The sequence below is a fragment of the Odoribacter sp. Z80 genome (assembly GCF_009935865.1).
Lineage (GTDB): Bacteria > Bacteroidota > Bacteroidia > Bacteroidales > Marinifilaceae > Odoribacter.
The window spans coordinates 174,272-187,568 of sequence record NZ_QWEL01000001.1 but is presented as its reverse complement, the minus strand read 5'-3'; the positions used below and the strand labels follow the sequence as shown (position 1 = coordinate 187,568).

Annotated in this window: 11 protein-coding genes; 3 read left to right on the top strand and 8 right to left on the bottom strand. The window is 42.1% G+C overall.

The features are described from left to right. Positions 1-36 precede the first annotated feature (36 nt). Both D1136_RS00770 and D1136_RS00765 read left to right on the top strand, forming a co-directional pair. Complete coding sequence (locus tag D1136_RS00770) at positions 37-777, top strand: tetratricopeptide repeat protein (protein WP_161875710.1); 741 nt, start codon at positions 37-39, stop codon at positions 775-777. Positions 778-848: 71 nt separating this feature from the next. Continuing rightward, entirely contained in the window at positions 849-2,297 is a 1,449-nt protein-coding gene (locus tag D1136_RS00765; RefSeq protein ID WP_161875709.1) for a TlpA family protein disulfide reductase, read from the top strand. 132 nt (positions 2,298-2,429) lie between these two features. Here the strand turns inward: D1136_RS00765 and D1136_RS00760 are convergent, their stop codons facing one another. The 7 genes from D1136_RS00760 to guaA form a co-directional block, all read right to left on the bottom strand. Next, positions 2,430-3,167 (bottom strand): hypothetical protein, encoded by a 738-nt coding sequence (locus tag D1136_RS00760; protein ID WP_161875708.1) that lies wholly within the window; start codon positions 3,165-3,167, stop codon positions 2,430-2,432. A 126-nt stretch (positions 3,168-3,293) separates the two neighbouring features. Continuing rightward, positions 3,294-3,749, bottom strand: a complete 456-nt coding sequence (locus D1136_RS00755) for a GAF domain-containing protein (protein WP_161875707.1) — start codon at positions 3,747-3,749, stop codon at positions 3,294-3,296. A gap of 2 nt (positions 3,750-3,751) precedes the next feature. Then, positions 3,752-5,203, bottom strand: a complete 1,452-nt coding sequence (locus D1136_RS00750) for an aminoacyl-histidine dipeptidase (RefSeq protein ID WP_161875706.1) — start codon at positions 5,201-5,203, stop codon at positions 3,752-3,754. Between the two features lie 40 nt (positions 5,204-5,243). Then, positions 5,244-5,669, bottom strand: a complete 426-nt coding sequence (locus D1136_RS00745; protein ID WP_161875705.1) for a MarR family winged helix-turn-helix transcriptional regulator — start codon at positions 5,667-5,669, stop codon at positions 5,244-5,246. Positions 5,670-5,745: 76 nt separating this feature from the next. Further along, positions 5,746-6,081, bottom strand: coding sequence for a DUF1904 family protein (locus D1136_RS00740; RefSeq protein ID WP_161875704.1), 336 nt, complete (start codon positions 6,079-6,081; stop codon positions 5,746-5,748). Positions 6,082-6,098: 17 nt separating this feature from the next. Beyond that, complete coding sequence (locus D1136_RS00735) at positions 6,099-7,130, bottom strand: bifunctional oligoribonuclease/PAP phosphatase NrnA (protein ID WP_161875703.1); 1,032 nt, start codon at positions 7,128-7,130, stop codon at positions 6,099-6,101. Positions 7,131-7,284: 154 nt separating this feature from the next. After that, complete coding sequence (gene guaA / locus D1136_RS00730; protein WP_161875702.1) at positions 7,285-8,814, bottom strand: glutamine-hydrolyzing GMP synthase; 1,530 nt, start codon at positions 8,812-8,814, stop codon at positions 7,285-7,287. Positions 8,815-9,077: 263 nt separating this feature from the next. On the opposite strand from guaA, the gene D1136_RS00725 reads away from it, so the two are divergent. Further along, on the top strand, positions 9,078-10,430 hold the full coding sequence (locus D1136_RS00725) for a sodium-dependent transporter (RefSeq protein ID WP_161875701.1): 1,353 nt from the start codon (positions 9,078-9,080) through the stop codon (positions 10,428-10,430). On the opposite strand, the gene uvrA is transcribed toward D1136_RS00725, so the two are convergent. Next, the gene (uvrA, locus tag D1136_RS00720) at positions 10,423-13,275 is read right to left on the bottom strand and encodes an excinuclease ABC subunit UvrA (RefSeq protein WP_161875909.1); all 2,853 of its coding nucleotides are present in this window, start codon (positions 13,273-13,275) and stop codon (positions 10,423-10,425) included. The genes D1136_RS00725 and uvrA overlap by 8 nt on opposite strands. Between the last annotated feature and the right edge of the window lie 22 nt (positions 13,276-13,297).

Below are 13,297 nucleotides of genomic sequence, written 5' to 3'. Positions count from 1 at the left end.
AATATGTATGTTTTTACAGTTTGAAACAATATTCCGATGAAATATTTATGGTTATTTGCCAGTATAATCCTATTTACAGCCTGCAATACAAAAATCAAGCAGGCTAATAAGCGTGGACTGGAATATATGAAACAAAACCTATATGAACAGGCGATTACAGAATTCAACACCATCATCCACAACGAACCGGAATGGTTTCCCGCCTATTACAACCGGGCTATTGCCCATGCCAACAGCAAACATTACAAAGAAGCTCTTCAGGATTTCAATTATGTATTATCCAGTTATCCCGACCATGCAGACTCTTATTTCAACCGGGGAATTGTATACGAAAATTTAGGTATTTATGCCAATGCCATTCAAGATTATTCCGAAACAGTCAAACTACGTCCGGATTTCATTATGGCCTATCACTACCGGGGAATTGCCCGTTTCCGTATGAATGATTTCGACGGAGCTCTGGAAGATTACAACAAAGCCCTGCAGTTAGGACAAAATATAGAACTGGACATTGCTACAGCCAAAGAATTTGGATTAAATTCCAGTGCATTGTATTTTAACCGGGGAGTGGTTATGCAAAAAAAAGGAGATTTACAGCAAGCCGTTCAGGATTATTCACAAGCTATAAACATTGACCCGTCCAGTGCAAAAGCTTACTACAACAGAGCCATCGCCAAAATGGCATTATCTCAGGCAGAAGAAGCTTTAAAAGACCTGGAGATTGCTTCACGGTTGGGATTTACACAAGCCGACCAGGTAATCAGAACTTATTATTAAATCCAGTCCTCAAGACCGGACCCAAAATCATGTGTGCAAGCAACAAAAATGACAGATAAAAGAAATCAGACATGAGAAAATTGTTTTTTCTTTTTATGATCGGTTTGCTTTGGCAAACCGGAATGGTATGTGCCCAAGGATATCACATTAAAGTGAATGTCCCGAAAATGGCTAACCAAAAGTTGATTCTGGCAAATTATTTCGAAGGAAAAGTGTATTCCGTTGATACGGCATTTTTAGATGCCTCAGGAAACGGGGCCTTCCACAAAACCGACAAAAAACTGGCCAGAGGTATGTACCTGCTCCTTTTTTCTCCCAGCAACTATTTTGACCTCATTATCGGGAGTAATCAAAACTTTTCCATACAAGCAGATACCGTACGTCTGCTGGAAACCATACATTTTACAGGTTCCCCGGAAAACCAGGCTTTTCTGGACTTTCAAAGATTCATGACGGCCCAAAACCGGAAGACCCAAAAAATCAATGAAACATTTGAAAAAGACCCGCATAAAGGAGACGCAGCTACAAAACAAAAATATGCAGACCAATTCACCCAAGCCGACCGGGAAGTCCGGGATTATATAGCCAATCTTTGCAAGCAATATCCCGGATCAGCTTTAGCCACTTTTGTGAATTTCACCCTGTCTCCCAAACTACCCGACTTTTCCAAAGAAGTCCCGGAAAGTACAAAAGACCGGGATATGGAAATCCGGCGCAGAGGATATTTTTATATGAAAAATCATTATTGGGATTATACTAACTTTAAAGACAGCACTTTAATCCGTACTCCTATTTTCAAAAATAAACTGGATGACTATTTCAATAACATGGTTCTAACACAACCGGACAGTGTCTTTAAAGAATCTGTAAAAATAATTGAAAAGTCCCGGAGTTGTAAAGGTATGTTTCGCTATTTAGTCAGTTACTGCTTTAACTATGCCCTGGAAAGTAAAATCATGGGCATGGACGCTGCTTTTGTCTATCTGGCTAAAAAATATTATCTATCAGGAGACGCCGACTGGATTGACAAAGAAAACAGGGATAAAATAGAAAGAGAAGTCATCCTCACCCAATACAATCTGATTGGTATAAAAGGGCAGGAACTGAAATTACCAACCTTAGAAGGCGAATACGTCAGTCTGTACGAAACCAAGGCTCCCTTTACCTTGCTTCTGTTTTGGGAATCCGATTGCGGACATTGCAAAAAACAAGTTCCGCTTATAAAAACACAATTACTGGACCGTTTCAAACCTTATGGTTTCAAAGTTTTTGCAGTACACACCCAAAACGAAAAAGAAAAATGGGAAAAATTTGTAACAGATCATGAACTGTTCGATTTCATTAATTGCTGGGACCCTCATAACCAAACCAATTTCAGAGTATACTATCATATTGAATCCACTCCGATACTCTATTTACTGGATAAAGACAAAAAGATTATCGCTAAAAAACTGGACATAGAACAATTGGCAGATATGCTGACCAAAGAATACAAAAGGATGGGGATTACGGTAAAATAAAAGTTTCTTTCTTATCCGTGACTAACCAGACGCGAGAAAAGAAACCGACGGGAATCCTTTGGGAAAACAATAATCCCCCGGAATTTCATCCGGGGGATTATTGTTTTTCTCTTTAAAGAAAGATTTGTCAGGTTATTTCTTTAATTCCGCTTCAACCTGTTTCAGCAAATCCTTGACATCAGCGTTAGCAGCATCCAAAGATTGGGCTTGAATCAGATTTTCTTTCGCTTTCTTGAAATCATTCATGGCTTTTGCCCTCTCAGCATCATATTTAGCCTTATCGGTATTAGCTATCGGAGTAGCATCCTGCAAAATTTTAGCTCCATTGTTAAAATATAAAGTAGCCAGGCTGACATATCCCTGTACCTTGAAACTTTTTGTACTCAAATTAGTAATCTTGGAATAATTTTCTGCTGCTTTGGCCTCATTTCCGGATTTTTGAAACTTCTGTCCTTCTTTCAGAAAATAGGTAGCATACATCGTTTCCAGTTTCATATTTCCCGGACTTGCCTTCATCCCTTCCTGCAGAGTAGCCAGCATCTCTGCATCTTTTTTCTGAGCCTTTAAAGCCTGGGCCTTCCCCAGATAAGAAGTTGCTGTCTTATACTTATTGTCAATAGACATGCTAAAATACTTCTCTGCAGCCGGATAATTTTTTATCTTATTGGCACAATAGGCCGTATTAAAAACCGTAGCATTATCCTTATTATTCACAATCTTCAGGTATTCCTCGTACTTCTTAAAAGCTTCCGCATAATTTTTCGCTTTTAAAGCAACGTTTCCTGCATTCTTTTCAGCAGCCCCCGGGTCTTGAGCAAAAACACCGACAGTCAGCAGTGCACTCAAAAATAATAATACAATTTTTTTCATAATTCTTATTTTTGTATTTGATAATAATTAATTCATTCTTCGATGTGCTAAGATAAAGATGTATCAGAAAATATCAAAAACATTTCCGGCTTTTTTAATCAGCCCTCCTTCCCTATCTGAAAAATCTCAATCATAAAGTAAAGACAAAACTTTCTTCAATCCCTCCTCATCCTCCCGGTCGAAAGCATTCAGACGGTCACTGTCCACATCCAGACAGGCAAAAAGATGTCCTTCCCGGTTCCGGATCGGAATGACAATCTCGCTTTTCGACAAAGAATTACAGGCAATATGCCCCGGAAACGATTCCACGTCCGGAACAATAACAGTTTCACCGCTTTTCATTGCCGCCCAACACACTCCGGTATGATGCCGTAACTTCTGGCAAGCCACCGGGCCCTGATATGAACGCACGATCAGTTCATCTTCCACCAAAGCGTATACTCCCGTCCAGAAGAAAGCCTGCATTTTATGGTGTAAAACAGCTTCCATCGTAGCCAACCGGGCCCAAATATCGTCAGTTGACCCTACATAAGCCTTTATCTGCTCATATAACCGGTCATATTTTTCCAATTTAGAACTCATGTTTATAAGGTTTCCAATATTCTCACCAAATGTTTCCACCACATCTCCACCGTCTTTATATTAACCTTTTCATCAGGAGAATGTACCCCCCTTAAAGTAGGTCCGAAAGAAATCATATCCATATCCGGGTATTTTTCCAGAAATAAACCGCATTCCAATCCGGCATGAATAGACCTTACCACCGGTTCTCTGCCAAATAAAGACTGATAAGACGCTACAGCCAGTTTTAAAATAGCGGAATTCCGGTTAGGAACCCAACCGGGATACCCCTCTCCATGTTCAACCTTTGCACCGGCCAATTCAAATACTGCAGCAACCATGTGAGCAATATTCATTTTTTCCGAGTCCACATCGCTCCGTTGGGAAGTTGTTATTAAAATCTCCGAATCTCCTTCAAAACGGACAGAAGCTAAATTAGTAGAAGTCTCCACCATTCCGGGCATACGGTAGCTCATGGCAAAAACACCATGCGGACAAGCATATAAGGCATTCAGAAGCTTACCGGTCGATTCCGGCGTAAGGGCTTTCTCCGGCAAATCCATCGTCTCCAACTCCATATTCAGTCCCGGTTCCGTCAGCTTCCAGACCCTCTCCATTTCGGCAGCATATATGTTAAAATCAATTCTGATTTTTTCCTTTAACTTCTCATCAAACACCAAAACAGCCACCGCTTCCCGGGCAATGGCATTACGCAGATTACCACCCTCAAAAGAAACTATCCGGATTCCGTATCGTTCTTTCAGGTCCCAAAGAAAACGATTCAGTATCTTTATGGCATTACCTCTCCCCTTGTGAATATCATCCCCGGAATGTCCTCCCTGTAATCCCTTTACCTGTATCCGGACAGCAAACTGATGAGGCTGAACCGCCGTTTCTTCATAAGGCAGACGTACCACCGTATCTATTCCTCCTGCACACCCGATGAACATCTCTCCTTCATCTTCAGAGTCCAGGTTCAATAATATCTTGCCTGTAAAAAAGCCCGGTTCCAACCCGGAAGCTCCCGTCAATCCCATTTCCTCATTAACAGTAAAAAGGCATTCAACAGGACCGTGCTGTATATCCTCAGAAGTGAGTATTGCCAATGCTGCAGCCATACCGATTCCGTCATCGGCTCCCAAGGTAGTGCCCCGGGCCTTCACCCACTCCCCGTCCACATAAGGCTGGATGGCATCCCGCTCAAAATCATGCTTCACTTCAGCATTTTTTTCACACACCATATCCATATGGGACTGCAAAACAACTACAGGCACATCCTCTTTTCCCGGAGTTGCCTCTTTACAAATCAAGACATTGCCAACCTTATCCTGACGAGCCTCCAACTGATGCTGGCGGGCAAACTCCATCAACCAGGCCCCGATTTTCTCTTCTTTCTGCGAAGGCCGGGGAATCCGGCAGATTTCTTCAAAATATTCCCACAAAGCTTCCGGTTGCAAACCTTTAAAAACACCCATGATATTCCATATTAAATGTTTATAAAAAACCGATATGGAATCAGTTCACCATATCGGTCAATTTTTTTAAAACCCACACACAAGATTTTATCTCCTGCGGGGCAATGGTAAAAGTCAAATCTGCATGTACCTGTTCCTCTATCCCCGTCAACACTTTCTGCACTTCCATGCCTTTCTCCGTCAAAACAACAAAATTATTACGCTTGTCCTCCTGACACATTTTCCTTTGTACAAATCCCCGCTTAGTTAGGGTATTCAACAACTTGGTCACATTATACTTGTCTTTCTGCAACCTTTTCGAAATAGTTTGCTGGTTCACATTATCCTCCGCCCACAATACCTGTAATAATTCATACTGCTCCCGGCTAAGGTCATAACCCGCTTTCAAAAAAGCACGGTTCAAAGTTTTGGTGTAGCCCCGTTCAGCTTTACTCAGATAGGCTACCATTTCTCTAATATCATTCATAGTTTATGTTGCGGTTTATACTATATGCAAACATAAACTTTTTTCTTCACAATCACAAGTCAGGCGAGCCATAAAATTATTCCAGACATTTACCGTCTTCATAATAATTTTCCTGCTGCAAATACCGGAAATAAACATCGGAATCCGGATAACCTGCCACTTTTAGAAACTCATAGATAATTTGAGCCACCGCATCCTGTATTTCTTTAGGACGCTCAAAATATTCCACCTCCACGAAAGGCCATTCATTTTCCCCTTTAATAGTTGTATGATGTATAACATTTGAATTCACCGATTCAAATACAATATGTTCGCGGGGACATCCAATCACCTGCTGGATCCGGTCAGCCATTTGCCGGCTAACGTTCGCCAACTTCGAAGTTTCTACAAAATGGAATCTGAAAAAAGGCATACTACAAATAATAAATGCTATACAAGACCTTTGTTCTTTAATAAATCAAAAAATAACGGAACAGTTTCCCATACTTTCCTTACAACCTCTTCTAAAGGAAGTTGCATCTGTCCTCCGGCTGCATTCAAGTGTCCCCCTCCGTTAAACCATTCACGGGCCCATTCATTTACCGGAATATTTCCTTTAGAACGGAAAGACAATTTTACTCGTTCCCTTCTCTCCGTAATCTGGACAGACACACACACATTATGGATTGACAACGGTATATTCACCAACCCTTCCAAATCGCCATCCTTATAATTATACCTTTCCAACTCTTCTAAAGTAATCGGAATAATAGCCACCGGATATGAGGAACTGACCTGCAATTTATTCAGCAAAGCATTTCCGATTAAACGCAAACGGGAAAGATGATTCATCTGATAAATCTGCCGGTGAACAAAAGCTTTATCCAGGCCCAACTCCAACAAATCAGCAATAATCCGGTAAGTCTGCGGACGGGAAGAATTATGGCTCAAACCTCCGGTATCCGTATTAATACCCGTATACAAAGCATTAGCCACGTCCACAGTAATCATCTCCCGCCCCCAGATACGGGTAATGACCTGATACAACAATTCACAGGTAGAAGACACCCGCGTATCTGAAATTACAATTTGCTGACAATCCGGTTCCGGATGATGGTCTATAATAATCCGATCCGCTTTGGCGGCACTCACCCAGGGAGCCAAGTCTCCTTCCCGCTTCACGGTATTATGGTCCAACATAAAAATAAGGTCAGCATCAGCAATCAGGCATTTACACTCTTCTGCCCTTTCCTGGTAAGATATAGTTTCCGGGATATTTTTAAGAAAACGCAAATACTCCGGCATAAAATCGCAAGTCAATATCTGCCGTTGAATACCGCAACGAAACAAAACCTCTGATAAAGCCGAACAAGAACCCGCAGCATCCCCATCCGGTGAGATATGCGGGATAATTACAGCTTTCAGTCCTTTTTCACTCAAACGAATTTTCAGTTCAGCTATCGTTTTATCCAAATCTTCCATATCAAATGCATTCAACAGAATTACAAAGGTAAAATTAAATTACCAGATATCGATTGACAATGGGAAATAAAACATCAGAACAAAAAAGCCAGCTACTCAGCATGTAAGTAACTGGCTTAAACAGATAAAATATACTTTCCCGTAGGCCCTGCCTTTATTCCCACTCAATTGTGGCTGGCGGCTTTGAACTGATATCATAAACAACGCGGTTAATTCCACGTACGTTATTTATAATCCGGTTAGATACCCTGGCCAGAAATTCATAAGGCAAATGACACCAGTCAGCAGTCATTCCGTCGGTGGATTCAACTGCCCGCAGAGCAACCACACTCTCATAGGTTCTCTCATCCCCCATCACTCCCACGCTCTGTACCGGCAAAAGCATCACCCCGGCCTGCCAAACCTGATTATACAACCCTTCTTCCTGAAGCATAGAAATGAAAATATCATCTGCTTCCTGCAACAGACGCACCTTTTCAGGAGTGATCTCCCCCAAGATACGAATAGCCAGACCAGGTCCCGGGAAAGGATGCCTTTGCAGAAATTTATCGGCTAACCCCAGACTTTTCCCTACCCGGCGCACTTCGTCTTTAAACAACAAACGCAACGGTTCCACCAGTTGCAGCTTCATATAATCCGGCAATCCCCCTACATTATGATGGGATTTGATGGTTTGGGAAGGACCGTTTACAGACAAAGATTCGATTACATCAGGATAAATCGTTCCCTGTCCTAACCATTTGGCATCTTTTATCTTTGAAGCCTCTTGGTCAAAGACATCAATAAAGGTGCTGCCTATAATTTTCCGTTTCTTTTCAGGTTCAGTCACTCCGGACAAACGCCCCAGAAACAAATCACCGGCTTCGGCACCAATCACATTCAGGCCCAGTTCCTGATAATTTTCCAATACGTTTCTATATTCATTCTTCCGGAGCAATCCATTATCCACAAAAATACAGGTCAAATGCTTTCCGATAGCACGATGCAATAACATGGCAGCCACCGTAGAATCCACCCCTCCGGACAACCCTAAAATCACACGGTCATCTCCCAACTTTTGTTTTAATTCGGCGACAGTAGTCTCGACAAACGAATCAGGTGTCCAACTCTGAGAACACCCGCAAATATCGACCACAAAATTACGTAACAGTTCTTTCCCTTCTGTACTGTGATACACTTCCGGATGAAACTGAATACCATAAGTAACCTCATCAGCCACTTTAAAAGCAGCATTTTTCACATCTGCCGTACTGGCAATTACCCGGTAGCTCTCCGGTAATCTTTCAATTGTATCTCCGTGCGACATCCACACCTGCGAGTGGTCGCTGATATTCCTGAACAACTCATTTTGTCTGTCTACAAAAGCCAGATTAGCTCTTCCATATTCCCGTTTATTGGAAGCCTTTACCTCTCCTCCGAAATGATGAGCCAGATACTGAGCTCCAAAACACACACCCAATAAAGGTAACTTGCCTTTAATGGCAGTCAAATCAGGCTGAGGAGCTTTCTCATCCCTCACGGAAAAAGGACTTCCGGAAAGAATAACCCCCTTTACAGAGGCGTCCGGAACGGGATAATGATTGTAAGGATATATCTCACAATATACGTTCAGTTCCCGAACTCTTCTCGCAATCAGTTGAGTATACTGCGATCCGAAGTCCAATATCAAAATCTTTTCCTGCATTTTATTATTTTTGGTTTGGCTGCAAAGATAAGTTTTTTGCTTGAAAATCTAAGGTAGGAAACAAGCATTTTAAAAAAAACAAAAACGGCAACCACTTTCCCCCATCATAACCTCCAAAGCAATCAAATAAGCACACTTAAACCTATTATTCGGACAAGCCCGAACCCATAGAACAGACACAGACAAAACCTTTCGGAAAATATAAACGTTAGAAAAAGATTCAGGAAATTATCGTTAACTTTGTTTACTTTAAACAGAAGAATATGCACCATCAACAGACAAGACCTGGTTTTAAATCAAAATTCGGAGCAATAGCAGCCTTGGCGGGTTCTGCTGTAGGACTGGGAAATATCTGGAAATTTCCCTATATAGCAGGAACCAACGGCGGAGGAGCCTTTCTGTTGGTGTATATTTTCTTTACGATAGCCATCGGATTTCCCGTTATGTTGGCTGAATTCTCCCTGGGACGGCATTCTCAGCAAAATGCACTGGGTACTTTCAGAGTGCTGGCACCCGGTACTTCCTGGCTCCTTTTCGGACTTCTGTCCATTTTGTCAGCCACATTGATATTATCATTCTACGGGACAGTTTCCGGATGGACATTGGAATATATATGGCTTTCCCTGACAAATTCCTTCAAAGGACAAAATGCAGAAGACATCAACACCATATTCAATAATTTCATTTCCCATCCTTACAAGGCAGTCTTATGGCAAAGCGGGTTTATGATATTGACCGGAGCCATTATTATGGGGGGTGTACAAAAAGGTATCGAAAGGTATTCGAAAATCATGATGCCCCTCCTATTTCTCATTATTATAGCCTTAAGCATTAATTCCTTAACTCTTAGCGGAGCTGCTGCCGGACTAAAATTTCTATTCCGGCCGGATTTTACCTGCCTGACAGCCGACGGAGTACTGGCTGCTTTAGGACAAGCATTTTTTTCTCTTTCCGTAGGAATGGGCATACTTTTAACCTATGCTTCTTATATCCCCCGAAACGACAGCTTGCCCCATATTTCACTCAAGGTCATCCTTACAGACACATTGGTGGCTATTCTGGCAGGAATGGCTATTTTACCTGCTGTATTTTCCTTTCAGATTAATCCTCAGGCCGGACCCGGACTGGTTTTTCTCACCCTACCCACAGTCTTTCAGAATTTACCGGCAGGAGAAATCTGGGCCGTTCTTTTTTTCATATTACTCACTTTTGCCGCCCTGACTTCTGCCATTTCTCTGCTTGAAGTGCCTGTTGCCTACTTAGTGGAAGAAAAAAAAATGAAACGCCCGGCCGCTACTTTGCTTGCCACCTCAGTAATTACTTTTATCGGAAGTTTCAATACCCTCTCCTTCGGTCCGTTAAGGAATGTACATATCGGAGGAATGAATGTATTCGAAGCATGTGACTACCTTTGTTCCAACATACTTTTACCTTTAGGGGGCATATTAATCTGCATATTTTCCGGATGGTACCTGGATAAAAGTATACTCTTCAACGAAATCAGCAACAACGGAATCCTGAAAATCCGTTTTTTCAAACTCTACATTTTCATTCTAAAATACATTGCACCCGTTTGTATTTTATTGATTCTCCTCCATGCAGTAGGAGTCATCTGACACTCCGGCCCTCCCCCGTTTTCAATTCTTCTGCCAAAAACTTACCGGTCTCAGAATCCCTGTTTTCTGCAACCTCTTCAGGTGTGCCCAAAGCAACCACCCGTCCTCCTTCCTTTCCCCCTCCTGGTCCCATATCGATCAAATAATCGGCCACTTTAATGACATCCAGATTGTGTTCTATAATAATCACAGAATTACCTTTATCCACCAATCTCTGTATAACCTCCAACAAAATGTTTACATCTTCAAAATGCAACCCTGTAGTCGGTTCATCTAAAATATATAAAGTCTTTCCGGTATCTTTTTTAGCCAATTCTGTTGCCAACTTTATCCGCTGTGATTCTCCTCCACTCAAAGTCGTACATTGCTGCCCCAGTTTTATATACCCCAAACCTACATCTTGCAATACCTTTAATTTCTGCTGCAAAAAAGAAACATTTTCAAAAAATTCCACCGCCTGATTAATAGTCATATTCAAAACATCTCCGATGGATTTTCCCCGGTATCTTACTTCAAGGGTCTCTTTATTATAGCGTTTCCCGTCACAGGCCTCACAATGAACATACACATCCGGTAAAAAGTTCATCTCTATCGTTTTAACGCCGGCACCTTTACATTCTTCACAGCGTCCCCCTGCCACATTAAAAGAAAAACGTCCTGCACCATATCCCCTGATCTGGGCTTCCGGCAATTTCTCAAATATTTTGCGTATATCCGTAAAAATACCTGTATACGTAGCAGGATTAGACCGCGGAGTACGGCCCAACGGACTCTGGTCCACCACAACAACCTTATCGATGTTCTCAATCCCTTCTATTGACTGATAAGGCAGAGGAGTCGTTACAGCCCGGTAAAATTTCTCCGCCAGTATCGGATGCAAAGTACCGTTAATCAAAGAAGATTTTCCACTCCCGCTAACTCCGGTCACACAAACCAACATCCCCAACGGAATGGAAACGTCCACCTCTTTCAGGTTATTTCCGGTACACCCTTTCAATCCCAAATATTTACCATTCCCCTCACGACGCTTCACAGGGATTTTTATCTCTTTCGCACCATTCAGATATTGTGCGGTGAGACTGTCACTCTTCCGGATTTCCTCTATCGTACCGATAGCCATCACCTCACCTCCCTTTCTGCCGGCCTTTGGTCCCATATCTACAATATAATCGGCATTTTCCATCATTTCCCGGTCATGCTCCACCACAATCACAGAATTACCGTTATCCCGCAATTGTTGTAAAGAGTGAATCAGCTTCCGGTTGTCTTTTTGATGTAAACCAATACTCGGTTCATCCAGAATATATAACACATTTACCAATTGCGACCCGATCTGGGTTGCCAAACGGATACGCTGAGATTCTCCTCCGGAAAGAGTCATGGATTGGCGGTTCAAAGACAAATATTCCAATCCCACATCCAACAAAAATTTCAGACGTACCCGGATTTCTTTGAATATCTCCCCCGCAATCTGACGTTGCTTTTCCTCCAAATGTTGCTCCGTCTCACATATCCACTGATACAAATCCCCCAACTCCATAGCAGCCAGGTCCGCTATATTTTTACCGGCTATACGGAAATTCAACGACTCCTTATTCAGTCGCTGCCCTTCACAAACATCACATTGTACGACCGAAATAAACTGCTCAGCCCATTTATTGGCTTTACGGGAGGTTGTGTTCTCCTCCTGCATCGTCACATATTTTATGATACCCTCAAAATTATACAATGCATTGGAAGAAACTCCCAACGCCGTATTTTCCAAACGAATTTGTCCCGGATAACCATACAGAATATCCGTTAAAGCTTCTTCGGACAATTCTTTGATGGGAGTATGCAAGGTATATCCATGCTTTTTCAGGACTGTCTCGATCTGCCAAAACAATATGCTGTTTTTATATTTACCCAAAGGTTCGATTCCCCCTTCATAAATGGATAACTTATTCTCCGGAATAATCTTATTCAGGTCTACTGCCGTAACATAGCCCAGGCCCTTACATTTAGGACATGCCCCATGAGGAGAGTTGAAAGAAAATGAATGAGGAGCAGGTTCCCGGTAAGAAATCCCGGTGTCCGGACACATCAGATGACGGCTATAATATTTTATCTCATCACTTCCGGCATCTTTAATCATAATCACTCCCTTTCCGTTTTTCATAGCCGTTGCCACAGATGCCTTCAGGCGTTTCAGGTCCAGATTGTCTACCGCCAGTTTATCCACCACAAGTTCTATGTCATGGATTTTATAACGGTCCACACTCATACCCAAACCTATCTCCCGGATTTCTCCGTCAATCCTCGCAGAAATAAATCCCTTCTTCCTTAAACTTTCAAAAAGTTCTTTATAATTTCCTTTTCGTCCTTTTACAACAGGGGCCAGAAGCAAAATCTTTTTACCGGCAAAATTCTGCTGAATCAATTCAATGATTTTTTCATCGGTATATTTCACCATTTTACTTCCTGTGGCATACGAATAGGCAATTCCAGCCCTTGCAAAAAGCAAGCGTAAAAAATCATATACCTCGGTAGTTGTCCCCACCGTAGAACGGGGATTCTTATTTGTTGTCTTCTGCTCAATGGAGATAACCGGACTCAAACCGGTAATTTTATCCACGTCAGGTCGTTCCATTCCACCAAGGAACTGCCGGGCATAAGCCGAAAAGGTCTCCATATAACGACGCTGCCCCTCTGCATAAATCGTATCAAAAGCCAGGGAAGATTTTCCGCTCCCGCTTAATCCTGTAATCACTGTCAGGCTATTGCGCGGAATGGTAAGATCTATATTTTTCAGATTATGTTCCCTGGCCCCATATATGGCTATTTGTCCTTCTTCCTGTACTCCCATCATGATTTACCTTGTCATAAAT